Annotated in this window: 22 protein-coding genes, 1 other RNA gene and 1 pseudogene; 13 read left to right on the top strand and 11 right to left on the bottom strand. The window is 54.4% G+C overall.

Features of this window, described 5'->3' with window-relative positions; all coding sequences use genetic code 11:
• The first annotated feature begins 37 nt into the window (after window positions 1–37).
• Together ssrS and JM656_RS03690 are read left to right on the top strand one after the other, a co-directional pair.
• Window positions 38–221, top strand: a non-coding RNA gene (gene ssrS / locus JM656_RS03695) — 6S RNA.
• A gap of 19 nt (window positions 222–240) precedes the next feature.
• The gene (locus JM656_RS03690; protein WP_203360056.1) at window positions 241–855 is read left to right on the top strand and encodes a 5-formyltetrahydrofolate cyclo-ligase; all 615 of its coding nucleotides are present in this window, start codon (window positions 241–243) and stop codon (window positions 853–855) included.
• A 433-nt stretch (window positions 856–1,288) separates the two neighbouring features.
• Here the strand turns inward: JM656_RS03690 and serA are convergent, their stop codons facing one another.
• On the bottom strand, window positions 1,289–2,521 hold the full coding sequence (gene serA / locus JM656_RS03685) for a phosphoglycerate dehydrogenase (protein WP_203360055.1): 1,233 nt from the start codon (window positions 2,519–2,521) through the stop codon (window positions 1,289–1,291).
• 267 nt (window positions 2,522–2,788) lie between these two features.
• A complete protein-coding gene (gene rpiA / locus JM656_RS03680) occupies window positions 2,789–3,448 on the bottom strand; it encodes a ribose-5-phosphate isomerase RpiA (protein ID WP_203360054.1) in 660 nt (219 codons plus the stop codon).
• A gap of 158 nt (window positions 3,449–3,606) precedes the next feature.
• Between rpiA and argP the strand changes: the two genes are divergently transcribed.
• From argP to JM656_RS03655, 5 genes are all read left to right on the top strand, one after another.
• Window positions 3,607–4,500 carry a DNA-binding transcriptional regulator ArgP gene (argP, locus tag JM656_RS03675; protein WP_203360053.1) on the top strand — a complete coding sequence of 298 codons (894 nt, stop codon included), beginning with the start codon at window positions 3,607–3,609 and terminating at the stop codon, window positions 4,498–4,500.
• Window positions 4,501–4,694: 194 nt separating this feature from the next.
• Window positions 4,695–6,839, top strand: a complete 2,145-nt coding sequence (gene scpA, locus JM656_RS03670) for a methylmalonyl-CoA mutase (RefSeq protein ID WP_203360052.1) — start codon at window positions 4,695–4,697, stop codon at window positions 6,837–6,839.
• Window positions 6,832–7,827, top strand: a complete 996-nt coding sequence (gene meaB / locus JM656_RS03665; protein WP_203360051.1) for a methylmalonyl Co-A mutase-associated GTPase MeaB — start codon at window positions 6,832–6,834, stop codon at window positions 7,825–7,827. The genes scpA and meaB overlap by 8 nt, the downstream gene beginning before the upstream one ends.
• Window positions 7,828–7,837: 10 nt before the next feature.
• Window positions 7,838–8,623: a methylmalonyl-CoA decarboxylase gene (scpB, locus tag JM656_RS03660; protein ID WP_203360050.1), complete on the top strand. Its 786-nt coding sequence runs from the start codon at window positions 7,838–7,840 to the stop codon at window positions 8,621–8,623.
• A 24-nt stretch (window positions 8,624–8,647) separates the two neighbouring features.
• Window positions 8,648–10,114 (top strand): acetyl-CoA hydrolase/transferase family protein, encoded by a 1,467-nt coding sequence (locus tag JM656_RS03655; protein WP_203360049.1) that lies wholly within the window; start codon window positions 8,648–8,650, stop codon window positions 10,112–10,114.
• Here the strand turns inward: JM656_RS03655 and JM656_RS03650 are convergent.
• The 7 genes from JM656_RS03650 to epd form a co-directional block, all read right to left on the bottom strand.
• Window positions 10,111–11,007 carry a LysR family transcriptional regulator gene (locus JM656_RS03650; RefSeq protein ID WP_203360048.1) on the bottom strand — a complete coding sequence of 299 codons (897 nt, stop codon included), beginning with the start codon at window positions 11,005–11,007 and terminating at the stop codon, window positions 10,111–10,113. The two genes, JM656_RS03655 and JM656_RS03650, sit on opposite strands and share 4 nt — an antisense overlap.
• A 149-nt stretch (window positions 11,008–11,156) precedes the next feature.
• A complete protein-coding gene (locus JM656_RS03645) occupies window positions 11,157–11,903 on the bottom strand; it encodes an oxidative stress defense protein (protein ID WP_203360047.1) in 747 nt (248 codons plus the stop codon).
• A 93-nt stretch (window positions 11,904–11,996) separates the two neighbouring features.
• Window positions 11,997–12,632, bottom strand: coding sequence for an arginine exporter ArgO (gene argO / locus JM656_RS03640; RefSeq protein WP_203360046.1), 636 nt, complete (start codon window positions 12,630–12,632; stop codon window positions 11,997–11,999).
• Between the two features lie 208 nt (window positions 12,633–12,840).
• On the bottom strand, window positions 12,841–13,701 hold the full coding sequence (locus JM656_RS03635) for a small-conductance mechanosensitive channel MscS (protein WP_203360045.1): 861 nt from the start codon (window positions 13,699–13,701) through the stop codon (window positions 12,841–12,843).
• Between the two features lie 190 nt (window positions 13,702–13,891).
• On the bottom strand, window positions 13,892–14,971 hold the full coding sequence (fbaA, locus tag JM656_RS03630) for a class II fructose-bisphosphate aldolase (RefSeq protein ID WP_203360044.1): 1,080 nt from the start codon (window positions 14,969–14,971) through the stop codon (window positions 13,892–13,894).
• Window positions 14,972–15,063: 92 nt separating this feature from the next.
• Window positions 15,064–16,227 (bottom strand): phosphoglycerate kinase, encoded by a 1,164-nt coding sequence (pgk, locus tag JM656_RS03625; protein WP_203360043.1) that lies wholly within the window; start codon window positions 16,225–16,227, stop codon window positions 15,064–15,066.
• 48 nt (window positions 16,228–16,275) lie between these two features.
• Entirely contained in the window at window positions 16,276–17,295 is a 1,020-nt protein-coding gene (gene epd, locus JM656_RS03620; protein ID WP_203360042.1) for an erythrose-4-phosphate dehydrogenase, read from the bottom strand.
• Window positions 17,296–17,670: 375 nt separating this feature from the next.
• Here epd and JM656_RS03615 point away from each other — a divergent pair.
• The 5 genes and pseudogenes from JM656_RS03615 to JM656_RS03595 all read left to right on the top strand — a co-directional run.
• Window positions 17,671–18,087, top strand: a pseudogene (locus tag JM656_RS03615) (PPC domain-containing DNA-binding protein); the annotation flags it as partial.
• A 33-nt stretch (window positions 18,088–18,120) separates the two neighbouring features.
• Complete coding sequence (locus tag JM656_RS03610; RefSeq protein WP_203361210.1) at window positions 18,121–18,699, top strand: ECF transporter S component; 579 nt, start codon at window positions 18,121–18,123, stop codon at window positions 18,697–18,699.
• A complete protein-coding gene (locus JM656_RS03605; RefSeq protein ID WP_203360041.1) occupies window positions 18,699–19,406 on the top strand; it encodes an energy-coupling factor transporter transmembrane component T in 708 nt (235 codons plus the stop codon). The genes JM656_RS03610 and JM656_RS03605 overlap by 1 nt, the downstream gene beginning before the upstream one ends.
• Window positions 19,394–20,071: an ABC transporter ATP-binding protein gene (locus JM656_RS03600; RefSeq protein WP_203360040.1), complete on the top strand. Its 678-nt coding sequence runs from the start codon at window positions 19,394–19,396 to the stop codon at window positions 20,069–20,071. Before JM656_RS03605 ends, JM656_RS03600 begins: the two co-directional genes overlap by 13 nt.
• Window positions 20,065–20,736, top strand: a complete 672-nt coding sequence (locus tag JM656_RS03595) for an ABC transporter ATP-binding protein (protein ID WP_203360039.1) — start codon at window positions 20,065–20,067, stop codon at window positions 20,734–20,736. The genes JM656_RS03600 and JM656_RS03595 overlap by 7 nt, the downstream gene beginning before the upstream one ends.
• Window positions 20,737–20,792: 56 nt before the next feature.
• Here the strand turns inward: JM656_RS03595 and tkt are convergent, their stop codons facing one another.
• Window positions 20,793–22,784: a transketolase gene (tkt, locus tag JM656_RS03590; protein ID WP_203360038.1), complete on the bottom strand. Its 1,992-nt coding sequence runs from the start codon at window positions 22,782–22,784 to the stop codon at window positions 20,793–20,795.
• Between the two features lie 280 nt (window positions 22,785–23,064).
• Between tkt and JM656_RS03585 the strand changes: the two genes are divergently transcribed.
• Window positions 23,065–23,823 (top strand): M48 family metallopeptidase, encoded by a 759-nt coding sequence (locus JM656_RS03585; protein ID WP_192613435.1) that lies wholly within the window; start codon window positions 23,065–23,067, stop codon window positions 23,821–23,823.
• A 72-nt stretch (window positions 23,824–23,895) separates the two neighbouring features.
• Here JM656_RS03585 and JM656_RS03580 read toward each other — a convergent pair whose 3' ends face one another.
• Window positions 23,896–25,536 carry a thiamine pyrophosphate-binding protein gene (locus tag JM656_RS03580; RefSeq protein WP_203360037.1) on the bottom strand — a complete coding sequence of 547 codons (1,641 nt, stop codon included), beginning with the start codon at window positions 25,534–25,536 and terminating at the stop codon, window positions 23,896–23,898.
• Window positions 25,537–25,540: the final 4 nt, after the last annotated feature.

The raw sequence follows: 25,540 nt of genomic DNA, 5'->3' as shown, positions 1-25,540 counted from the left end.
TTTCGGTTTACTATGGTAGAGTGACCGTGAAGACAAAATTTCTCTGAGATGTTTGCAAGCGGGCCAGTCCCCTGAGCCGATATTTCATACCACAAGAATGTGGCGCTCCACGGTTGGTGAGCATGCTCGGTCCGTCCGAGAAGCCTTAAAACTGTGACGACGCATTCACCTTGAACCAAGGGTTCAAGGGTTACAGCCTGCGGCGGCATCTCGGAGATTCCCTTCTACCTACCAACAGCTATGACACAACTTCCCGAACTCTCTTTATCCCGACAAGAAATCCGCCAGCTAATACGCCAACGTAGACGGGCACTGACCCCTCAGCAGCAAACCCATTTCGGCCAGCATGCCGCGAACAGAATGCTTGCTTACCCACCGATAGTAATGGCGCACACTGTCGCGTTATTTCTCTCATTCGATGGCGAACTCGACACTCAACCGCTGATCGAACAACTCTGGCGAGCAGGTAAACGTGTTTATCTCCCGGTCCTGCACCCGTTTAGTCCCGGCAATTTATTGTTTCTGCACTATCACCCCCAAAGCGAACTGGTCACCAATCGCCTGAAGATTCAGGAGCCGAAACTGGATGTGCGCGACGTATTGCCGCTTGCGCAACTGGATGTGTTGGTAACGCCGTTAGTGGCGTTTGACGAAGAGGGGCAGCGTCTGGGTATGGGTGGCGGATTTTATGACCGGACATTGCAGAACTGGCGGCAACACGGGATCCAACCGGTGGGCTATGCCCATGACTGTCAGTTAGTCGAAAAACTGCCGGTTGAAGAGTGGGATATTCCCTTACCGGCTGTAGTAACACCGTCGAAAGTGTGGGAATGGCCGCCGTTTTCTTCCCATTGACACCGCTTTTTTTTTGACCTAAATTCCTCGGTAAAGGGTGAGGGAGGCGAACCTCCCTCCTGCTTCCTCTCTGTTAATATGCTGGGTAGGCTATGATTAACAGGATTAGCAGCATGATGACGTATCTCATCATCGTCCCTTTCCTTTTTTAAGCCCCTGCTACGGTAGGGGCTTTTCCGTTTCAGCCCTATGCTGAAGCCCCATCGTAAATTCCTTTTTTTGATACTCAACGTACCACAACGCCTTTAATCACCGATTGCGGCAACGCTCGTAAACAGGATGTATATGTTGCAAGAGGACTCAACTGCGGCTGGAAACGACTCAGGGATGTTCATCCTAACCGGGAGACGTCTTTGCCTGGCCGGGACTACGGTGTGGATGCCCACACGAAATAAGGCCCGGTAGCATAGCGCCACCGGGCAGGACAGGTAAATTAGTACAACAAACGCGCGCGAATGGTGCCCGGGAGCGCCTTCATCGCCAGCAGCGCTTTCTCTGCCACATCTTCATCGGCTTCAATATCAATGACCACATAACCCACTTGGGCAGAGGTTTGCAGATATTGCGCCGCAATGTTGACGCCCTGCTCAGCAAAAATTTGGTTAAGCGCAGTTAATACGCCTGGACGGTTTTCGTGGATGTGCATCAGACGGCGGCCACCGTGCAACGGTAGCGACACTTCCGGGAAGTTAACCGCAGAAAGCGTGGAGCCATTGTCAGAATATTTCGTCAGTTTACCTGCAACTTCAAGACCGATATTTTCCTGCGCTTCCTGGGTTGAGCCACCAATGTGCGGGGTCAGGATCACGTTGTCGAACTCACACAGAGGTGAGGTGAAAGGATCACTATTGGTTGCCGGCTCCGTCGGGAAGACGTCGATCGCGGCACCCGCCAGATGTTTGGTTGCCAGCGCATCGCACAGTGCCGGAATATCCACGACCGTGCCACGAGCGGCGTTGATCAGCAGTGCACCCGGCTTCATCAACGCGATCTCTTTCGCACCCATCATGTTTTTGGTCGAGGCGTTTTCCGGTACGTGCAAGCTCACGACATCGCTCATGTTCAGCAGATCCGAGAGGTGCTGAACCTGAGTCGCATTACCCAGCGGTAATTTGTTTTCAATGTCATAGAAGTAGACATGCATCCCCAGCGACTCCGCCAGAATACCCAACTGAGTACCGATATGACCGTAACCAATGATGCCCAGTTTTTTGCCACGCGCTTCAAAAGAGCCTGATGCCAGTTTGTTCCAGACGCCACGGTGCGCTTTGGCATTTGCCTCCGGTACGCCGCGAAGCAGCAGAAGTAGCTCACCAATCACCAGTTCTGCGACAGAACGGGTATTTGAGAATGGCGCGTTAAACACGGGGATCCCGCGTTTTGACGCCGCGCTCAGATCGACCTGGTTGGTGCCGATGCAGAAACAGCCAATCGCCACCAGTTTCTCTGCCGCTTCAATCACCTCTTCTGTCAGATGAGTACGGGATCGCAGGCCAATGAAGTGGGCATCACGGATCGATTCTTTCAGTTGCTCAGCATCCAGAGCGCCTTTATGGAATTCGATGTTGGTATAACCTGCTGCGCGAAGGCTTTCCAGTGCACGTTGGTGCACGCCTTCAACCAGCAGAAATTTAATTTTGTCTTTCTCCAGCGATACCTTTGCCATTTCCCCGACCCTGTCTTTTTATCAATCTGATGTTGTGTGTGTGGATTTGCATCCGCCTTCAACATATCAAAAAAAACTATCGCGGCAATATGAACGTTTGCGTCGCCATTCTGAGGACATATCATTCGGCAGGAAATAACAGAGGAAAATGCTGGGAAGTACCGGGAGTTTAGCGAGATCGGCAGGGCAACATTCTAAACGTGATACATGTCACCAAATTTGCCCTACCGAAAATTTTTTCACAGGGGAAGCGGTTCCCCTGTCAGATTATTTCACGATGGTTTTCACACCGTCAGCGGTGCCAATCAGCGCAACATCCGCACCACGGTTGGCAAACAGACCGACAGTCACCACGCCAGGGATCGCGTTGATGGCATTTTCCATCGCGATAGGGTCGATGATCTCCATGCCGTGTACGTCGAGGATCACGTTGCCGTTATCGGTCACCACACCCTGACGATATTCCGGACGGCCGCCGAGCTTCACTAACTGGCGTGCAACGGCGCTACGCGCCATCGGGATCACTTCTACCGGCAGTGGGAAACGCCCCAGAATATCCACCTCTTTGGAGGCATCCGCGATACAAATGAATTTCTTCGCCACCGAGGCAATAATCTTCTCACGGGTTAACGCCGCACCACCGCCTTTGATCATCTGCATGTGGCCGTTAATTTCATCCGCGCCGTCAACGTAGACACCCAGGCTGTCCACTTCGTTAAGATCAAAAACATGAATGCCAAGGCTTTTGAGTTTTTCAGTGGACGCATCCGAACTGGACACTGCGCCTTCAATCTGGCCTTTCATTGTACCCAGCGCATCAATAAAGTGCGCGGCGGTTGAGCCTGTCCCTACTCCTACAATGGTTCCGGGTTGTACATACTGAAGTGCCGCCCATCCTACTGCTTTTTTCAGTTCATCCTGCGTCATGGTCGTTTCGCCTGTGGTGTGAAATTTCAGGCGCATTATAGAACATTGACGAGAAAAATGTCCCCAACCCCATTTGCAGACGGTGGAATTCGTCTGTACCCAACTAAAATTTGTGTCATAGTGCAGAACCCCCCAAATTTTAGGAGTACGTCATAGCAATGAAACGTCCGGACTACAGAACACTACAAGCACTGGATGCGGTGATACGTGAACGAGGATTTGAGCGCGCGGCACAGAAACTGTGCATCACGCAATCCGCCGTCTCGCAACGCATAAAACAGCTTGAGAATATGTTCGGGCAGCCGCTGCTGGTACGTACCGTTCCGCCACGCCCGACTGAGCAAGGGCAAAAGCTGCTGGCGCTGCTGCGTCAGGTTGAGCTGCTGGAAGACGAATGGCTGGGAGACGAGCAGACCGGCTCCACGCCGCTGCTGTTGTCGCTGGCGGTTAACGCCGACAGTCTGGCCACCTGGCTGCTGCCTGCACTGGCCCCCGTGCTGGCTGATTCGCCTATCCGTCTGAACTTGCAGGTGGAAGATGAAACCCGTACACAAGAGCGCCTGCGCCGCGGCGAGGTGGTGGGTGCGGTGAGTATTCAGCATCAGGCGCTGCCAAGCTGTCTGGTCGATAAGCTCGGCGCACTCGACTATCTGTTCGTGGCCTCACGCGCCTTTGCGGCACGTTATTTTCCGAACGGCGTCACCCGCTCGGCGCTGCTGAAAGCGCCCGCCGTGGCGTTTGACCATCTCGATGATATGCACCAGGCCTTCCTGCAACAGAACTTCGACCTACCGCCGGGTAGCGTACCGTGTCACATCGTTAACTCTTCTGAAGCCTTTGTACAGCTGGCTCGCCAGGGCACGACCTGCTGTATGATCCCGCATTTGCAGATTGAGAAAGAGTTAAACAGCGGCGAGCTGATCGACTTAACGCCCGGTCTGTTTCAACGCCGGATGCTTTACTGGCACCGTTTTGCGCCGGAAAGCCGCATGATGCGCAACGTCACTGACGCGCTGCTGGCATACGGTCATAAAGTGCTGCGTCAGGATTAATGCCCGATTGCCGGATAACATTAAGTTTATCCGGCTCACTTGCAAAAAAATGTCTTTGAAATCCATCACAAAATAAATAATCCCAGGCGGCAAAAAACGACGCGTCGTTGGCTATTTTTTGCTGGCGACAGCGCAGGTTAAAAAGCTCACCGTATTCGCAAGAACCCATTCCATTGCGTAATACGGAGCAACACATGTCACATTTGCAGGACTGGCAACGGCTGGCCAATAAGGAACTCAGTCGTCAGGAAAAAACCGTCGAAGATCTTGTACGCCACACGGCAGAAGGGATCGCCGTCAAGCCGTTATATACCCCCGCCGACCTCGACAACCTGGAAGTAATGGATACCCTCCCCGGCCTGCCGCCGTACGTTCGTGGCCCACGCGCCACCATGTACACGGCGCAACCCTGGACCATTCGCCAGTACGCCGGTTTCTCAACCGCCAAAGAGTCCAATGCCTTTTACCGTCGCAACCTCGCTGCGGGGCAAAAAGGGTTATCCGTGGCGTTTGATCTCGCCACCCATCGCGGTTACGACTCTGATAATCCACGTGTGGCTGGCGATGTGGGTAAAGCCGGTGTCGCTATTGATACCGTGGAAGATATGAAAGTCCTGTTCGACCAGATCCCACTGGATAAGATGTCCGTCTCCATGACCATGAACGGCGCGGTATTGCCGGTAATGGCGTTCTATATCGTGGCTGCAGAAGAACAGGGCGTCACACCAGAACAACTCACCGGCACGATTCAAAACGATATCCTGAAAGAGTACCTGTGCCGTAATACCTATATTTATCCGCCAAAACCCTCCATGCGCATTATCGCCGACATCATTGCCTGGTGTTCGGGCAATATGCCGCGCTTCAACACCATCAGTATCAGCGGTTATCACATGGGTGAAGCAGGCGCCAACTGTGTACAGCAGGTCGCGTTCACCCTGGCGGACGGCATTGAATACATCAAGGCGGCACTCTCCGCAGGACTGAAAATTGATGATTTTGCCCCCCGCCTATCCTTCTTCTTCGGGATCGGCATGGATCTGTTTATGAACGTCGCCATGCTGCGCGCCGCACGTTATCTGTGGAGCGAAGCGGTCAGCAGTTTTGGGGCGACCAACCCGAAATCGCTGGCGCTGCGTACCCACTGCCAGACCTCCGGCTGGAGTCTGACCGAGCAGGATCCCTATAACAATGTCATCCGCACCACCATTGAAGCGCTTGGCGCTACGCTTGGCGGTACTCAGTCTCTCCATACCAACGCCTTCGACGAAGCGTTAGGTCTGCCTGGCGATTTTTCGGCGCGTATCGCCCGTAACACGCAAATCATTATTCAGGAAGAGTCAGAAATTTGTCGCACCGTCGATCCGCTGGCCGGCTCTTACTACGTAGAGTCGCTGACCGATCAGGTCGTCAAGCAGGCGCGAGCGATCATCCAGCAAATCGACGAGGCGGGCGGCATGGCGAAGGCTATCGAAGCCGGACTGCCAAAACGGATGATCGAAGAGGCTTCTGCTCGCGAACAGTCGCTGATCGATCAGGGCAAACGGGTGATCGTCGGGGTGAACAAATACAAGCTGGAGAAAGAAGATGAAACGTCAGTGCTGGAAATTGACAACGTTAAAGTCCGCAACGAGCAAATTGCCTCACTGAAGCACATCCGCGCCACCCGCGACGGCGCGGCGGTCAAATCCGCACTGGGCGCCCTCACCCATGCCGCACAACACAATGAAAACCTGCTTGCCGCCGCAGTGATTGCCGCCCGGGCTCGCGCCACGCTGGGTGAAATTTCCGATGCACTGGAAACGGCGTTCGACCGTTACCTGGTCCCCAGCCAGTGCGTCACCGGCGTGATTGCGCAAAGCTATCATCAATCCAGCAAGTCCGCCGCTGAGTTCGACGCTATCCTTGCGCAAACCGAACAGTTTCTCACCGACCATGGCCGCCGCCCACGGATCCTGATCGCCAAAATGGGCCAGGATGGTCACGATCGCGGCGCGAAAGTGATCGCCAGCGCCTATTCCGATCTCGGTTTCGACGTTGATCTCAGCCCGATGTTTTCCACGCCAGAAGAGATCGCCCGTCTGGCGATCGAAAACGACGTGCACGTGGTAGGCGCATCGTCGCTGGCCGCCGGGCATAAAACACTGATCCCTGAACTGGTGACCGCGCTCAAAAACTGGGGGCGCGACGATATCTTAGTCGTGGCAGGCGGCGTGATCCCGCCTCAGGATTACGCTTTCCTGCAAGAACGCGGCGTCGCGGCAATTTATGGTCCCGGCACCCCCATGCTGGAAAGCGTACGCGATGTGTTGACCCGCATTGGGCAACAGCATGATTAACGACGCCACACTGGCAGAGGCTATCCGGCGATTACGGCTGGGCGATCGCGCCACGCTCGCTCAGGCCATGACGCTGATAGAAAGCCGTCATCCGGGGCATCAGGTGCTGAGTACAACACTGCTGGATGCGATCATGCCGTTCACGGGCAATGCCCTGCGTCTGGGCATTACCGGTACGCCAGGTGCGGGAAAAAGCACCTTTCTGGACGCATTCGGCATGTTGCTTATCCGCCACGGCCTGCGGGTGGCGGTGATCGCCGTCGACCCGAGCAGCCCGGTGAGCGGCGGCAGTATTCTCGGTGACAAAACCCGCATGACGGAACTGGCGCGCTCCGATGCCGCGTTTATTCGCCCGGTGCCCTCCAGCGGGCATCTGGGTGGAACCAGCCAGCGCGCTCACGAATTGATTCTGCTCTGCGAAGCGGCGGGCTTCGATGTGGTCATTGTCGAAACCGTTGGCGTGGGTCAGTCAGAAATTGAAGTCGCCCGCATGGTGGACTGCTTTGTCTCGCTGCAAATCGCGGGCGGCGGCGACTCTCTGCAAGGGATCAAAAAGGGGATCATGGAAATGGCGGACCTGATCGTCATCAACAAGGATGATGGCGACAATCGCCCCAACGTCGCCATTGCCCGCCATATGTATGACTCCGCGTTGCACATTTTACGCCGCAAGTACGAAGAGTGGCAGCCACAGGTTCTGGCCTGCAGCGCACTTGAAAAACGCGGCATTGAAGAGATCTGGCAGACCATCGCCGACTTCAGAGCCGCACTCACCGCCAGCGGTCGGCTGGCGCAAGTTCGCCAGCAGCAGTCGGTCGACTGGCTGCAAAAACAGACCGAAGAATCGGCGCTGCGCCTGCTCTTCACCCGTACCGAATTTGATCGTTATTTCCATCAAATGCTGCAGGCGGTCAAAAACAATGACCTGTCACCGCGTACCGGCCTGCGTCACATCAACGAATTTCTTCAGCATCAGTATTTTGAATAAAGGAACTTTTATGTCTTATCAATATGTTAACGTTGTCATTATCCATAAAGTTGCGGTTATTGAGTTTAACTATGCCCGTAAACTCAACGCCCTGAGTAAAGTCTTTATGGACGATTTAATGCAGGCGCTGAGCGACCTGAATCGACCAGACATTCGTTGCATTATTTTGCGCGCCCCCAGCGGGGCAAAAGTCTTCTCGGCGGGCCATGACATTCACGAGCTGCCCACCGGACGGCGCGATCCGCTCTCTTATGACGATCCGCTGCGCCAGATCACCCGCATGATCCAAAAATATCCCAAACCGGTGATTTCCATGGTCGAAGGCAGCGTCTGGGGCGGTGCGTTTGAAATGATCATGAGTTCCGATCTGATTATCGCCGCCAGCACGTCGACCTTCTCGATGACTCCGGTCAATCTCGGTGTGCCGTATAACCTGGTGGGCATTCACAACCTGACGCGGGACGCAGGTTTCCATATCGTCAAAGAGCTGATTTTTACTGCCTCCCCTATTACCGCACAACGGGCGCTAGCTGTCGGCATTCTTAACCATGTGGTCGATGTCGCTGAGCTGGAAGATTTCACCCTCCAGATAGCGCACCACATTTCAGAAAAAGCGCCTTTGGCTATTGCCGTCATCAAGGAAGAGCTACGCGTACTGGGTGAAGCGCACACCATGAATTCCGACGAATTTGAGCGTATCCAGGGAATGCGCCGCGCCGTTTACGACAGCGAGGACTATCAGGAAGGGATGAACGCTTTCCTGCAAAAACGGAAACCGAATTTTGTCGGTCATTAATAGCGTCCAACTAAGGAACGCAGGATGAAACGAATGAGCGCCGATGAAGCGGCGGAGTTTATTCAGCACGATGATATGGTTGCCTTCAGCGGCTTTACCCCGGCCGGATCGCCGAAAGCCCTGCCCGCCGCCATTGCCAGACGCGCCAGTGAAAAGCATGATGCACAACAGCCCTTTCAGATCCGTCTACTGACCGGTGCCTCTATCGGCGCGGCGGCAGACGACGCGTTGTCAGAGGCGGACGCCGTCTCCTGGCGAGCGCCCTATCAGACCTCCGCCGGCCTGCGGGAAAAAATCAATCAGGGGCAGGTTAATTTTGTCGATCTGCATCTGAGCGAAGTGGCGCAAATGGTCAATTACGGCTTCTTTGGCGACATCGACATTGCGGTGATCGAGGCCTCGTCGATTGCGCCGGATGGCCGGGTCTGGCTTTCCAGCGGGATCGGCAATGCGCCAACCTGGCTGCTGCGGGCGAAAAAAGTGATCATAGAACTGAATCACTACCATAGCCCGCGGGTTTCCGAGCTGGCCGATATCGTCATTCCCGGCGCGCCGCCGAGGCGCAATAGCGTACCTATTTTTCATACCATGGATCGCGTAGGCAGCCATTGTGTGCAGATTGATCCCAAAAAGATTGTCGCCCTGGTGGAAACCGAATTACCCGACGCCGGAAACACGACGACAAAAGAAAACCCGACCTGCCAGCAAATTGCCGACAACGTCGTGACGTTCTTACTCAATGAAATCGTGAATCAGCGCATTCCACCTGAATTTCTGCCCCTGCAAAGCGGGGTTGGCAATATTAACAATGCGGTCATGGCGAGACTTGGCGAAAATCCGGAGATCCCGCCGTTTATGATGTATTCCGAGGTACTGCAAGACTCGGTGGTGCATCTGCTGGAGACGGGGAAAATTACCGGTGCCAGTGCATCCAGCCTGACCGTTTCGGCTAATTCGCTGCAGAAGATTTACGACAATATGGATTTCTTCGCCAGCCGCATCGTGCTCCGGCCACAGGAGATCTCCAATAATCCGGAGATTATTCGCCGTCTGGGGGTAATTGCGCTGAATGTCGGTCTTGAGTTTGATATTTATGGCCACGCCAACTCGACGCATATTGCCGGTGTCAATCTGATGAATGGCATCGGCGGCAGCGGCGATTTTGAACGCAACGCCTATTTGTCTATCTTCATGGCGCCGTCTATTGCAAAAGGCGGGAAGATTTCAACGATTGTCCCGATGTGCAGTCACGTTGATCACAGTGAACACAGCGTTAAGGTCATCATTACCGAGCAAGGTATTGCTGATTTGCGCGGGTTATCCCCGCTTCAGCGCGCGCGCACGATTATCGACAACTGCGCGCATCCGCTGTACCGGGATTATCTGCACCGTTATCTGGAAAATGCCCCCGGCGGGCATATCCATCACGATCTTAGTCACGCGTTTGATCTCCACCGCAACCTGCAGGAAAGCGGTTCAATGCTCGGTTAGTTCGCGGTACCGTCACGATCTTCGGCAATTTGCTGAAGCATCGTGGCGGTATAACGATGGTTCTTCAGGGAATAGAGAAACTCACGCATATACATCGGGCTGTGCGGCGCGTCGAAATACTTGAGTTTTGCCGGATTCACCAGACGCCAGGCAAAATGCGGTATTACCGTCAAAAACTGCCCGCGCTCTACGGCGCTGATCTTCGCCATAAAACTGTAAGGCCGATAGATAATCGTAGGGCTAATCCCACACGGGCGCATGTACGCATCCAGCATTGCTTCAAAATTGGCTCTGTTCTGGAAGCGCATTTGTAGCCAGGGTAACTCCTGTAAGAGTTCCTGCGGCTGCCTCTCTTCATAACGTCGGGAGACCAAAAACCCCAGACGCAGCGGCGGCAGATCTGTCACGGTGAGATTGTCCAGCTGCTGGACGCGGGCTGAAACCTGCTGCGGCGAAAGAATAAAATCGAGCTTCCTGTCGAACAAGTTATCGATCACCCCATTTTCACTAAATTCAACGGCCTGCGCGGTCACGCCGTCATACTTGTCGCCGAGGCTTATTAGTTGGTCGAAAATAATGGTGGGATAGGTATTGTCAATTCCGATCACAATATTGCGCGAGCGTCGGGCCGAGTGCTGAATGTCGTTATCGATTGCAGATAAACGCTGATAAATCGGAAAAAGTTTTTGATACAGCTCCTGCCCCGCTTTGTTCAGGCTGATGCTGTTATCTTTGCGGGTAAACAGCGTGTAACCAATCTGGTCCTCCAGCGCCGAAATGCTTTTGCCAAAGGGAGAGGCCGTCATATGTATTTTTTCCGCCGCCCTGACAATATTATTGGTTTGCGCCAACAGAATGAAATTACGCATCTTCTTTGAAATAAAGATATCCATAGTCACCTCATAAAATCACCATGGCATATCCTCATTCTGTCGAAAAAAAAGACTGGATGCGGCGTCCCACTTTTACAGTTGCTCACAGAATAAATGCGGAAAATAAGGAAAGAATTAAAAAACCCGGCAGTGGCGCCGGGTTCTGTAGATTATTGGGCTTTAGGGGGAGTTGCCTGTTGCTGCCCTGCGGTAGGTTCCAGCTGGAATACCACATCGACCTGATCGCCAAACTGGATGGTTGGCTGCTCATAGCTTTCCTCAGCCGACACAGCTGGCGCCGCATCCGCTTTCATCATCCGTACCACCGGGCTGGGCTGATAGTTGGAGACGTGGTAGCGCACACTGTAGACCGGTCCCAGCTTGCTGTTAAAACCCGCCGCCAGCTGCTGAGCCTGATGGATTGCATCGTCAATCGCCGCTTTACGCGCCTTGTCTTTATATTCTTCCGGCTGCGCAACACCCAGCGAGACGGAACGGATCTCGTTCAAACCGGCCTTCAGTGCGCCATCCAACAGGGCGTTAAGTTTATCCAGTTGGCGCAGAGTCACTTCAACGGTACGCACCGCGCGGTAGCCTTTCAGGACACTTTTACCATTCTGATAATCGTAGTCCGGCTGCGTGCGCAGGTTGGCTGAACTGATATCTTTCTTCGCTATCTGATTTTGCTCAAGGAAGGAAAGATACTGCGCCACGCGCTCGTCCGCCTGCTTCTTGGCGGTTGCCGCATCTTTCGCCGCAACATTCACTTCAATCGCCAGGGTAGCGATATCTGGGGTCGCGTCCACACTTGCTGTACCGGAGGTCACAATGTGCGGTCCGGCAGGTAATTCATTTGCCTGTACCGAGATTGCACTGAATCCGACTAATGCCGCCAGGGCCATCATTTTGAACTTCACTGTCGCTCCTCCATGTTTCGTTAATCGCCCTGAAACTCAGGGCGCATGCAGGCAAGCTTAGCGGGTATCTGCATATTGTCTATCAGACCAGGCCTAAATAAAGAGGGCATGAACGTGCGCAACACCTTCTTTTGCCAGTTGAAAAGCGATAAACCACATCACCAGACCCACCAGAATATTGATCGTGCGTTGGGCTTTGGCGGTACGCAATCTCGGCGCCAGCCAGGCGGCCAGCAGTGCCAGACCAAAGAACCAAAGAAATGACGCGCTTACCGTACCGAGAGCGAACCAGCGCCGGGGTTCGACATCTAACTGTCCACCCAGACTCCCCAGCACCACAAAGGTATCCAGATAAACATGTGGATTCAGCCAGGTTACCGCCAGCATGGTGGCGATGATTTTCCAGCGCCCCTGTTTCATCACTTCCGCGCTGGCGAGTTCCAGGTTACTGCTCATTGCCGTTTTTAACGCGCCGAAGCCATACCACAGGAGAAAAGCCACACCACCCCAGGTGACCAGCGCCATCAGCCACGGCGACTGCATTAACAATGCGCTGCCGCCAAAGATCCCCGCACAAATCAGCAGTAAGTCGCTGACAGCGCAAAGTAAGGCAATCATCAGGTGATACTGCCGACGAATCCCCTGATTCATGACAAACGCATTCTGTGGGCCAAGCGGCAGAATCATGGCCGCACCGAGCGCAAGCCCTTGAAAATAATAAGACAACACGTTAGATATCCCGAGCAATTCATCTTTAACGCAGACTATAGCGCGGCAAAATCATTAGCGGAAATTGATAATTTTAATCACAGATTAGAGGAATTAATGCAGCGAGGAGAAAATGCCGGATGGCCGCTAACGCTTTATCCAGCCAACGAAAGACTGGCTTTCCAGGCCTGATGGCGCAGCGCCATCAGGCCATACGCGAACGTAAAAATTACTCTGCCGCGCTCTCTTTCACGCGCTTGAAGTTGACGTCCATTTTCGGCGACGGGAAGCGAATGCCCTGCGCATCAAACTCACGCTTAATGCGTTCCAGTACATCCCAATACACCTCTTGCAGATCGCCGCTGTTGCTCCAGGCACGCACCACGAAATTAATCGATGACGCGCCCAGTTCATTCAGGCGTACCGTCATTTCACGGTCTTTCAGAATACGATCTTCAGACTGAATGATATCGGTCAGGATCTTTTTCACCTGATCAATATCGGAGTCATAGGTCACACTGATAATAAATTCGTTACGGCGAACCGGCTCACGGGAAAAGTTAATAATATTTCCGGCGATGATTTTACCGTTCGGGATCACCACGATTTTACCGTCCAGGGTGCGCATGGTGGTGGAGAAAATCTGCACGTTAAGTACCGATCCCGCGACGCCGCCCAGATCAACATACTCACCGGCACGGAAAGGACGGAACATCACCAGCAATACCCCTGCCGCGAGGTTTGACAAAGACCCCTGCAGCGCCAGACCAACGGCTAAACCTGCGGCACCCAGTACAGCAATGACGGAGGCGGTCTGAACCCCAACGCGACCCAGTGCCGCAATCAGCGTAAAGGCGATGATACCGTAACGAACCAGCGCAGAGAGAAAGTCCGCGACCGTCGTATCAATTTGACGCGCAACCATCAGACGGTTCACGGTATTCGACACGATACGCGCCACGATCATCCCGACGATGATGATAGCGATTGCAGCAACGATGTTAACGGCATAACTCAGCAGTAATGCCTGGTTGCGAATCAGCCAGGTGCCTGCACCGTTAATGCTGTCGACAACATTGAGATCTTCCATTCACTATTCCTTTTTTGCTTACCCAAACGGGAGAAATAAAGCCGGTCCCAAAAGACTGGCAGTTTGACAAGAGTAAACAAAAAGGACGGATTCTGCCAAGTTGATCACACATTCTGTACTGACAGTATCTTGAATTCATCATAAAAAAGGCCCGCAAATGCGGGCCTCGTGTCATGCAGAATGGCTTACATTACAGAACGTCAACCGCGTTCAGTTCAGTGAAAGCCTGCTCCAGACGGGTGATCATGGTTGCCTGACCAGCACGCAGCCATACGCGCGGATCGTAGTATTTCTTGTTCGGCTGATCTTCGCCTTTCGGGTTGCCCAGCTGGCCCTGCAGGTAAGCTTCGTTCGCTTTGTAGTAGTTCAGAACACCTTCCCAGGTCGCCCATTGGGTGTCGGTATCGATGTTCATTTTCACTACGCCGTAGCTGACGGAGTCTTTGATTTCCTGAGCAGTAGAACCGGAACCGCCGTGGAAGACGAAGTTCAGGCTGTTGTGCGGCAGGTTATGTTTCTTAGAAACATAGTCCTGAGAGTCGCGCAGGATGGTCGGAGTCAGAACCACGTTACCTGGCTTGTAGACGCCGTGTACGTTACCGAAGGAAGCGGCGATGGTGAAACGCGGGCTGATTTTGTTCAGCTCGGTGTACGCGTAATCAACGTCTTCCGGCTGGGTGTACAGTGCAGAAGCGTCCATGTGGCTGTTGTCCACGCCATCTTCTTCACCACCGGTGCAACCCAGTTCGATTTCCAGGGTCATGCCGATTTTGGACATGCGCGCCAGGTATTTGGAGCAGATTTCGATGTTCTCTTCCAGAGACTCTTCAGACAGGTCGATCATGTGAGAAGAGAACAGCGGCTTGCCGGTAGCAGCAAAGTGTTTTTCACCCGCATCCAGCAGACCGTCGATCCACGGCAGCAGTTTCTTCGCGCAGTGGTCAGTGTGCAGGATAACCGGAACACCGTAGTGTTCAGCCATCTGATGAACGTGATGCGCACCAGAGATAGCACCCAGGATTGCTGCGCCCTGAGGAACGTCAGACTTCACGCCTTTACCCGCGATGAAAGAAGCACCACCGTTGGAGAACTGAACGATTACCGGCGCTTTTACTTTTGCAGCGGTTTCCAGAACGGCATTGATGGAGTCGGTACCGACGCAGTTAACTGCTGGCAGAGCGAAGTTGTTTTCTTTTGCTACCTGGAACACTTTCTGTACGTCATCACCAGTGATTACGCCTGGTTTTACGAAATCAAAAATTTTAGACATGTTTCGTTGTCCTGTATCGTCGGGCCTTAGAAAATGGTGCGTGCTTGCAAAGCGCGCTGAAAATTGGGCAGGTTTCCCTGCCCTTAAATGACTTACTTCTTAGCGCGCTCTTCGAGCATAGCTACTGCCGGCAGTACTTTGCCTTCCACGAATTCGAGGAATGCGCCGCCGCCAGTGGAAATGTAGGAGATCTTGTCAGCGATACCGAACAGGTCGATAGCAGCCAGCGTGTCGCCGCCGCCAGCGATGGAGAATGCTTCGCTGTCTGCAATGGCGTTAGCAACGATTTCAGTGCCTTTACGGAAGTTCGGGAATTCAAACACGCCTACCGGACCGTTCCACAGAATGGTTTTTGCATTCTTCAGGATTTCAGCCAGTTGCTGTGCAGAAGCATCACCGATATCCAGGATCTGCTCGTCTTCTTTAACGTCAGAAACAGATTTCAGGGTAGCCGCCGCGGATTCAGAGAACTCAGTCGCTACGCGAACGTCAGCCGGAACCGGGATGTCGCAGATGGTCAGCAGACGTTTTGCTTCATCAACCAGGTCAGCTTCATACAGGGATTTGCCGACGTTGTGGCCTTGAGCAGCAACGAAGGTGTTGGCGATACCACCGCCAACGATCAGCTGGTCAGCGATTTTAGACAGAGAGTCCAGAACAGTCAGTTTGGTAGAAACTTTAGAACCACCAACGATAGCTACCATCGGGCGAGCCGGTTCTTTCAGTGCTTTGCCCAGTGCGTCCAGCTCAGCAGCCAGCAGCGGGCCTGCGCACGCTACGTCAGCGAATTTGCCGATACCGTGAGTAGAAGCCTGTGCACGGTGAGCCGTACCGAAGGCATCCATGACGAATACGTCGCACAATGCAGCGTATTTTTTGGACAGTGCTTCGTCGTCTTTCTTCTCGCCTTTGTTAAAGCGAACGTTTTCCAGAACCACCAGTTCACCGGCTGCAACTTCAACGCCGTCCAGGTAATCTTTTACCAGACGAACCGGGTTAGACAGTTTGTCTTTCAGGTAGTTAACAACCGGCAGCAGAGAGAATTCTTCGTTGTACTCGCCTTCGGTAGGACGACCCAGGTGGGAAGTTACCATCACTTTTGCACCCTGCTTCAGGGCCAGTTCGATGGTTGGCAGGGAAGCACGGATACGCGCGTCGCTGGTTACTTTCCCTTCTTTAACTGGTACGTTCAGATCCGCACGGATAAAAACACGTTTACCAGCAAGATCCAGATCGGTCATCTTAATTACAGACATGGTGAATCCTCTCGTTGATTCTTAAAGTTTTGCAAGCGCTCACGCGCCTTACCTGAAACCAATAGCAGCCATAGCTAACGTTGTGTCGAGCATTCGGTTAGCAAAGCCCCATTCATTATCGCACCAGACCAGAGTCTTAATCAGGTGCGCACCACTCACGCGTGTTTGAGTCCCATCAACGATGGCACTGTGCGGGTCGTGGTTAAAATCTATCGAGACCAACGGTAATTCCGTATAGTCAACTATACCATGAAATGCACCTTGTGCTGCTTTTTGCAGCAACTGATTGACTTCATTGGCTTTTACTGGTTTTTTCACCGTCACGCTTAAGTCGATCGCCGTCACATTTATGGTCGGAACGCGAACAGCAATCGCTTCGAATCGATCGTTGAATTGCGGAAAAATTCGCGTAATACCGGCGGACAATTTGGTATCAACCGGAATAATCGACTGGCTCGCGGCTCGCGTACGCCGCAGGTCAGGATGATACGCATCAATCACCTGTTGATCGTGCATAGCCGAGTGGATCGTGGTGACGGTTCCGGACTCAATGCCATAAGCATCATCCAACAACTTGATGACCGGAATAATGCAATTGGTCGTGCAGGAGGCATTCGAGACAATGTGGTGTTCAGCCCGCAACTGTTCCTGATTCACGCCAAATACCACGGTGGCGTCGAGATCGTTGCTGCCAGGATGTGAAAAGAGCACTTTCTTTGCGCCAGCGGCGATATGTGCCTCGCCGTGCTCGCGGTTGCCGTAAACGCCGGTGCAATCCAGCACAATATCAACACCCAGTTCACGCCAGGGAAGCGCGTCGATACTCCGTTCGTGCAAAATGCGAATAGCATCATCGCCAACAATGAGTTGGTCGCGCTCCTGGCGAACATCCCAGGCAAAACGTCCATGGCTGGTGTCATATTTCAACAAATGCGCCATGCCTGCAGCATCCGCCAGCTCGTTGATTGCCACCACGGTGATTTCCGCCCGACGTCCGGATTCATACAAAGCACGAACCACATTACGCCCGATGCGACCAAAGCCATTAATCGCTACGCGTACGGTCATAGGTCTCCTGCAAGGCTATCCCGATTCAAATGAGGCTGACAGAGTAATCCAGCAAATCGTCGAGGAAAACCTTACCTGTCGCAAACTGCGACTGATTGATTATTTGTCGAACATTTAATCGACTGAAACGCTTCAGCTAGAATAAGCGAAACGAGGAATAAAAGGAATGATTGTCCAGCCAAAGAACGCAGTTATCTGACTTACGTCACATTTCAGCCCCCACACACGTCCGTTTTATTCCATATTCCAGAATTGCGAATAAGCGTAGCAAGATCTTTTCGTTGTCACGTTAGAAATCCTGATTTATATCAGGAAGCACAGCCACCAGCGTCTATATTATCAGCTTTACGTCCGAGTCTCGGAGTCCCCCAAAATATGACTACATCTCATCTCCCCTCGTCTGAAGCACGGTTTTATGCGCTGCGTTTGCTTCCCGGTCAGGAAGTCTTCACACAGTTACATGCGTTTATACATCAACACCAGCTGCAAGCCGCCTGGATTGCAGGTTGCACCGGCAGTCTGACCCACGTCGCCCTGCGGTACGCCGGACAGGAAGACACCACACTGCTTCGCGGAACCTATGAAGTGATCTCGTTAAGCGGCACGCTCGAACTCGCTGGCGAACATCTGCATCTCTGCGTCTCAGACCCAAAAGGCGCCATGCTGGGCGGCCATATGATGCCTGGCTGCACCGTTCGCACCACGCTTGAACTGGTGATCGGCGAGCTGACCGCACTGGCGTTTAGCCGCCAGCCTTGTGCGGTGTCCCACTATGACGAACTGGTTATTTCCCCCGTTAATCCTTCACCTGGTAAGAGGTTCTTTATGGCGCATCGTCAATTTTCCAGCCAGTCGCTGGTGCTGATAGTGATTTCTATAGCCATCAATATGATCGGCGGACAGCTCATCAGCATGCTAAAACTGCCCATTTTTCTCGATTCTATCGGCACCCTGATAAGCGCAGTGCTGTTAGGTCCTGTCATCGGTATGTTGACCGGATTACTGACCAATCTACTGTGGGGATTGTTGACCGATCCTATTGCGGCGGCATTCGCGCCTGTCGCCATGGTCATAGGTCTGGTCGCAGGATGGCTGGCACGGGCAGGCTGGTTTCGCACATTACCGAAAGTCGTGGCCAGCGGCGTGGTGATTACGCTGGCGGTCACGCTGGTTGCCGTGCCCTTGCGTACCGCACTCTTTGGCGGCGTGACCGGCAGCGGCGCCGATCTGTTCATCGCCTGGATGCACTCTGTCGGCCAGAATCTGGTGGAGTCTGTCGCCATAACCGTGCTGGGCGCCAATCTGGTCGATAAGATCCTGACGGCGGTCATCGTCTGGATGCTATTGCGACAGTTGCCGCTTCGCACTACACGCCATTTCCCAACGATGTCTGCCGTGCGCTAATGCACCCGTTCACCTCGTTAACCCTGTGGGCATTGGCAGCCTGCTCCACGTTACTGCTGCCCACTGACGTCATACTTCCGCTCTACAGCGGAACCGCCTTTCTCTGTTTAGCGGGGGTGAAGGCCACACGCCAGCGGGCAAAATACGTTGCGTGGCTGATGCTTTCGCTGGGATTTGGCCTGTGGCTCGTGCACGGTGGGTGGTTGAGCGAGTGGATCAGCGGCAAGCCGCGCGACCCGCAGCGCTGGGCACAAGCCATCACGTTGTGGCTGCGGATTCTGGCGATAGTCTCCACGTCACAACTTTGGATGCAGTACGTGCCGGTTCGCCAGTTTATCCGCGCGCTGTTTGCGTCTCGTTTACCCCCAGGGGTCGCCTACCTGTTTGCGGGGCCGCTGCTGGTGGTAGAACAGCTCAGGCAACAACTGGCGATCATTCACGAAGCGCAACGCGCACGCGGTGTGCCGCTGGATGGAGGCTGGTATCAGCGGCTTCGCGCCATGCCAGCGCTGATTGTTCCTCTGACACATAATGCCCTCAACGATCTGGCGGTACGCGGCGCAGCACTGGATATGCGGGCGTTTCGTTTACACCGACGCCGTACCACGCTATGGGCACCAGCGGACAGTACGTTTCAGCGTCTGGCTCGCTACAGTATGGTGTTTCTCATGCTGGCGGAAGCAGGAGTCTGGATATGGTTACGCTAGAACAGTTTTGCTACCACCCAACACAAACCACGCGCCCTGCGTTTAGGTTTAATTTCCACTACGCGGAACCCGGCATGGTGGCAATTTTTGGTGATAACGGCAGCGGGAAAAGCACGCTGGCTCAACTGATGGCTGGCTGGTATCCCGACTTTCTGCCCGGCGAGATTGCGGGCAAAGGCTCCCTTCTGGGTGCGCCAATCGGCGAGCGGTCTCTGGTGGAGCAGTCGCAAACCATTCAGCTCGTCCAGCAGTCGCCTTACCTGCAGCTTTCCGGTTGTACCTTTAGCGTGGAAGAAGAAGTTGCCTTTGGCCCGGAAAATCTCGGGCTCAGCGAAGCGGAAATCATGCGCCGCATCGACCATGCGCTTACTCTGACAGCGTGTCAGACACTACGCCATCGCCATCCCGGTACGCTCTCCGGCGGGGAGACGCAACGGGTGGTGATTGCCAGTGCACTGGCGATGCAACCGACGCTCTTGATCCTTGATGAAGCCTTCAGCCGTTTAACCGCACACGCCACCCAGTTGCTGCTGGAGCGTTTGCAGGACTGGGCGAAGGCGCAACAGGCGCTGATTATCCTTTTCGAGCGCAAGCCCGAGCCTTTTCTCACCTATTGCCAGCACAGCTGGCAGCTTCATAACGGAGAATTGTCGGCACAATGCTAAGGCTAACTGAAGTTAATTATCGCTGGCCGGGCGCGTCGGACGATTGTCTTCGGGCAATCTCACTGGAGATCAAAACAGGCGAATGGCTGGCGATGACCGGTGATAATGGCGCGGGTAAATCCACGCTGCTGCGAGTGATGGCCGGGTTGCTCTCCCCGTCATCCGGTTCTGTCCTCCTTCAGGGAAGACCGATTGCGCAACTGAAAAACCGTGAACGAGCAAACGTGTTCGGCGTCCTGTTTCAGGAAGCCGAAAACCAACTGTTTCACAGCAAGGTCTCAGACGAAGTCGCCTTTGGATTGCGGTTACAAAAACGGCCGCCATATGAAGTTGCGCAACGCACCGCCGCTGCGTTGCATTTGTGTCAGTTAGACGATGTTGCCGATGCGCATCCGCTGGATCTGCATACGGCGCAGCGCCGAATGGTCGCCGTTGCAAGCCTTGAAGCAATGACTCCCGCCATTCTGATGCTGGATGAACCCAGCCGGGACTTTGACGCACACTGGCTGGCTGTCTTCGAGAACTGGCTCGCGGTTTGCCGCCAGCGGGACACCAGCGTGGTGGCGATTAGCCATGACGCAGCATTTACACAGCGTCACTTTCCCCGGGTGGTTCGCCTTGAGCAAGGTCAATTGTTAACCCCATTCCCGTTATCTTTATCCTGAAAGTTCAAAAAAAAACGGGCCGCCTGAGCGACCCGTTTTTAACGATAACGGCGTGATTACAGCAGCGATTTCGCTTTGGCAACGACGTTGTCAACGGTGAAGCCGAACTCTTCAAACAGCAGCTCAGCCGGCGCAGACTCACCGAAGGTGGTCATGCCGACGATGGCGCCGTTCAGGCCCACATATTTGAACCAGTAGTCTGCGATACCGGCTTCCACAGCAACACGTGCGGAAACAGCTTTCGGCAGTACGGATTCACGGTAAGCGGCATCCTGCTTGTCGAACGCGTCGGTAGACGGCATGGAAACCACGCGTGCCTTAACACCTTCCGCAGACAGTTTGTCCCATGCAGCCACGGCCAGTTCAACTTCAGAACCAGTGGCGATGAGGATCAGCTCTGGCTGGCCCGCGCAATCTTTCAGCACGTAACCACCGCGAGCGATGTTCGCCAGTTGCTCTTCGGTACGATCCTGCTGCGCCAGGTTCTGACGGGAAAGGATCAAGGCGGTCGGGCCGTCCTGACGCTCAACGCCATATTTCCACGCTACCGCGGATTCAACCTGGTCACACGGACGCCATGTGGACATGTTCGGGGTCACACGCAGAGAAGCCACCTGCTCTACCGGCTGGTGAGTCGGGCCATCTTCGCCCAGACCGATGGAGTCGTGGGTATAGACCATTACCTGACGCTGTTTCATCAGCGCAGCCATACGTACGGCATTACGTGCGTATTCCACGAACATCAGGAAGGTCGAGGTGTACGGCAGGAAACCACCGTGCAGGGAGATACCGTTGGCAATCGCGGTCATACCGAATTCACGTACACCGTAATGGATGTAGTTACCGGCAGTATCTTCGTTGATCGCTTTAGAACCGGACCACAGGGTCAGGTTGCTTGGTGCCAGGTCAGCGGAACCGCCGAGGAATTCTGGAAGCCAAGGACCGAACGCTTCGATCGCATTCTGAGACGCTTTACGGCTGGCGATTTTGGACGGGTTAGCCTGCAGCTTAGCGATAAACTCGTTCGCTTTCGCATCGAAGTCAGACGGCATTTCGCCTTTCATACGACGGGTGAATTCAGCAGCTTCCTGCGGGAAGGCTTTCGCGTAAGCGGCGAATTTCTCGTTCCATGCGGACTCTTTCGCCTGACCTGCTTCTTTGGCATCCCACTGCGCGTAGATTTCAGACGGGATTTCGAACGGTGCGTGTTTCCAGCCCAGTTGCTCACGGGTCAGTGCAATTTCTGCATCGCCCAGCGGCGCACCGTGAGAATCGTGCGTGCCGGCTTTGTTCGGGGAACCGAAACCGATGATGGTTTTGCACATCAGCAGGGACGGTTTGTCGGTCACAGCACGCGCTTCTTCTACTGCGCGTTTAATCGCTTCCGCATCATGACCATCAACACCACGTACCACGTGCCAGCCGTAGGCTTCGAAACGTTTAGCAGTATCGTCGGTGAACCAGCCTTCAACATGACCATCGATAGAAATGCCGTTGTCATCGTAGAACGCAACCAGTTTACCCAGTTTCAGCGTACCGGCCAGGGAACATACCTCGTGAGAGATACCTTCCATCATGCAGCCATCGCCCATGAAGGCGTAAGTGAAGTGGTCAACGATGTCGTGGCCCGGACGGTTGAACTGCGCTGCCAGCGTTTTTTCTGCGATAGCCATACCGACTGCGTTAGCAATACCCTGACCCAGCGGACCCGTAGTGGTTTCAACACCTGCGGTGTAACCCACTTCCGGGTGACCCGGGGTTTTGGAATGCAGTTGACGGAAGTTCTGCAGCTCAGACATCGGCAGATCATAGCCGGTGAGGTGCAGCAGGCTGTAAATCAGCATGGAGCCGTGGCCGTTAGACAGCACGAAGCGGTCACGGTCAGCCCAGGACGGGTTCTGCGGGTTGTGGTTCAGGAAATCACGCCACAGGACTTCGGCAATGTCAGCCATACCCATTGGGGCACCCGGATGGCCGGATTTGGCTTTCTGTACTGCGTCCATGCTCAGCGCACGAATAGCATTGGCAAGCTCTTTACGTGAGGACATTTTGACTCCAGATCGGATGATGAAGGCCATACCCAAACGACTTGACGACCGCGCGTTTTGGGCTACGCCGGAAAAAAGTGCCAACAATGTAACCCAAGCCGCGTGCCATGTACATGGAGCATCCTTTTGCCGTTTCGGAAATCTCCTGAACACGCATGTATGTTGCGCAATCTACTCGCTCATTTATAAGGATTCTCTTTATACTTTGTCTAAATTCCCTGCTCTTCAACAGCGGGAAATTTCAGATGATGGCAATAATCATTAACGTGGAATAATCACAATGAAAATTCGTTCTGCATTACTAGCCTGTGGAATTGCATTCGCTCTGACCGGTTGTCAGAACATGGATTCAGGCGGGCTGATGACGTCTGGTAGTGAAGCCTTGCAGGCCTATAGCCTGAGTGATGCGCAGATCAAAACACTGAGCGACCAGGCATGCCAGGAGATGGACGGTAAAGCAACCATCGCCCCGGCCAGCAGTGAATACGCTAAACGTCTGAGCAAAATTGCGTCCGCGCTCGGTGACAACATCAACGGGCAGCCGGTGAACTACAAAGTGTATATGGCGAAAGACGTGAACGCGTTTGCGATGGCCAACGGCTGTATTCGTGTCTATAGCGGACTGATGGATATGATGACCGACAACGAAGTCGAGGCGGTGATCGGCCACGAAATGGGGCACGTTGCGCTCGGTCACGTGAAGAAAGGGATGCAGGTTGCGCTGGGCACTAACGCCGTTCGCGTCGCCGCAGCCTCTGCGGGCGGTATCGTCGGTAGCCTGTCACAATCGCAATTGGGCGATCTTGGCGAAAAACTGGTGAACTCGCAGTTCTCCCAGCGCCAGGAGTCCGAAGCGGATGACTATTCGTACGATCTGTTGCGCAAACGTGGGATTGATCCATTGGGGCTGGCCACCAGTTTTGAGAAACTGGCGAAGTTAGAAGCGGGCCGTCAAAGCTCTATGTTTGACGATCACCCTGCGTCTGCCGAACGTGCGCAACATATTCGCGATCGTATGGCGACAGACGGCATTAAATAATCGTTCCAGGGGGCAATATTGCCCCCTGTTCAGTCGGCCGGATAAAGCGTCAGCCGCCATCCGGCTTTTCTCTCAATACAACGTCTTCTGCGGCGGCCCGGCGAACTTCAGCGCGCCAATCTGTCCCATCTTCACCTCCACCACTGACGGCCCCGGTATCGCCAGCGCTTCGGTCATCACGGCGTTAAAATCCTCCGCTCGCTCAACACGCCATGCCTGTAGCCCAATAGCTTGCGCCAGCAGGGTAAAGTCCGGAGTATGCAGTTCGTTGTAGTACTGCCGTCCGCCGAAGTATTTATCCTGAATACCGCGCATCACTCCGTAGCCACCGTCGTTCATAATCAGCAGCGTGACGTTGGCTTTCTCCTGCGCCAGCGTTGCCAGCTCGCCCAGGTTCAGACTCAGACCGCCATCCCCGACTAACCCCACCACCTTACGCTGCGGGTTGGCAATCGCCGTGCCGATAGCCATCGGCAGCCCCATACCTATCGCACCGGCGAGGGAGTGGATATTCATCAGCGGGCCGTTAGCGCGGAACAATCGGCTGCCCCACAGGCTGCCAGACACGGTAATATCGCGTACCAACAGGCCGTTTTCCGGCAGCGCCCGGGCGATGGCGTCGTTGAGTTTTGCATACTCGCCGCACTGCGTGCGCAGCTCCTGCTCCGCTTTAGCGACCGCACCGCTCACCCGCGCATCCCACTGTGCATCCCCCCACTCACGTCCCTGTATTTTCTCCGCCAAAGCGGCAAGCAGCGCAGAACAGTCGGCAATCAGCGTGTTGTCCATCAAATAGTTACGGCTGGCCGCCGCCGGGTCGATATCAATTTGTACGCGCGGATGCGGCAGCTCCAGCGTCCAGGAACGCGTTTCATTGCTACGCAGACGCGAGCCCGCCACCAGCGTAAAATCACAGGCGGAAATGACCGCTTCAACGGACGGCGAGTTATGGAAGGCCCGCAGGCTGGCGCGATGGCTGTCCGGCAATACACCACGAGCGTGGGTACTGGAAATAACGGTCACCCCGGCATCGGCCAGCTTTTTCACCGCGTCTGCGCTACCCAGCGCCCCGCCGCCCAGCCACAGCAGCGGCAACTTCGCCTGCTTCAGCTGCGCCCACAGCGCATCCACTACATCGCTTGTTACACCCGCCGCCGGAGGGGTTTGTACCGGTGCCGTCACCAGCGAAGCAGGGATTTTAGCGCTCTGAATATCGATCGGAATTTCAACCGAAACCGGCCCACACGGCGGCGTTTTCGCCTCCTGAATGGCCTTATGCAGAATCGCAATGGCCTGGTTGGCATTGCTGATGCGATACGCCCGCTTTGAGCTCGCCTTCAGGAAGGTGAGCTGATCGCGCGTCTCGTGAATAAAACCGGTGTCGGCATCCAACCAGGCCTTTTCGACCTGGCCCGTTAAGTGCAGCAACGGCGTGCAGGCGTTCATTGCTTCAACCAGCGCCCCGACCGCATTTCCGGCGCCCGCGCCGGTGCTGGTCAGCGCCACGCCAAGCCCGGAAAAACGCCCGTGAGCGTCGGCCATGGTGACCGAACCTGCCTCGCCGCGCGCGGGCACAAAACGGATATTGCCGCGCTGGCCGACCGCATCGGCGATCGGTAGGTTATGGATAGAGATGACGCCGTAGATGGCCTCAACGTGATACTGCTCCAGCGTTCTGGCGATGGCGTCGCCGACGGTTATCATTTCGCTCATTGCT

Origin of the sequence: Citrobacter sp. R56 (assembly GCF_016811995.1) — a bacterium.
GTDB classification, from domain to species: Bacteria; Pseudomonadota; Gammaproteobacteria; order Enterobacterales; family Enterobacteriaceae; genus Citrobacter_D; species Citrobacter_D enshiensis.
Note: the sequence above shows the minus strand (reverse complement) of the source record. Positions and strands in the feature narration are given on the sequence as shown.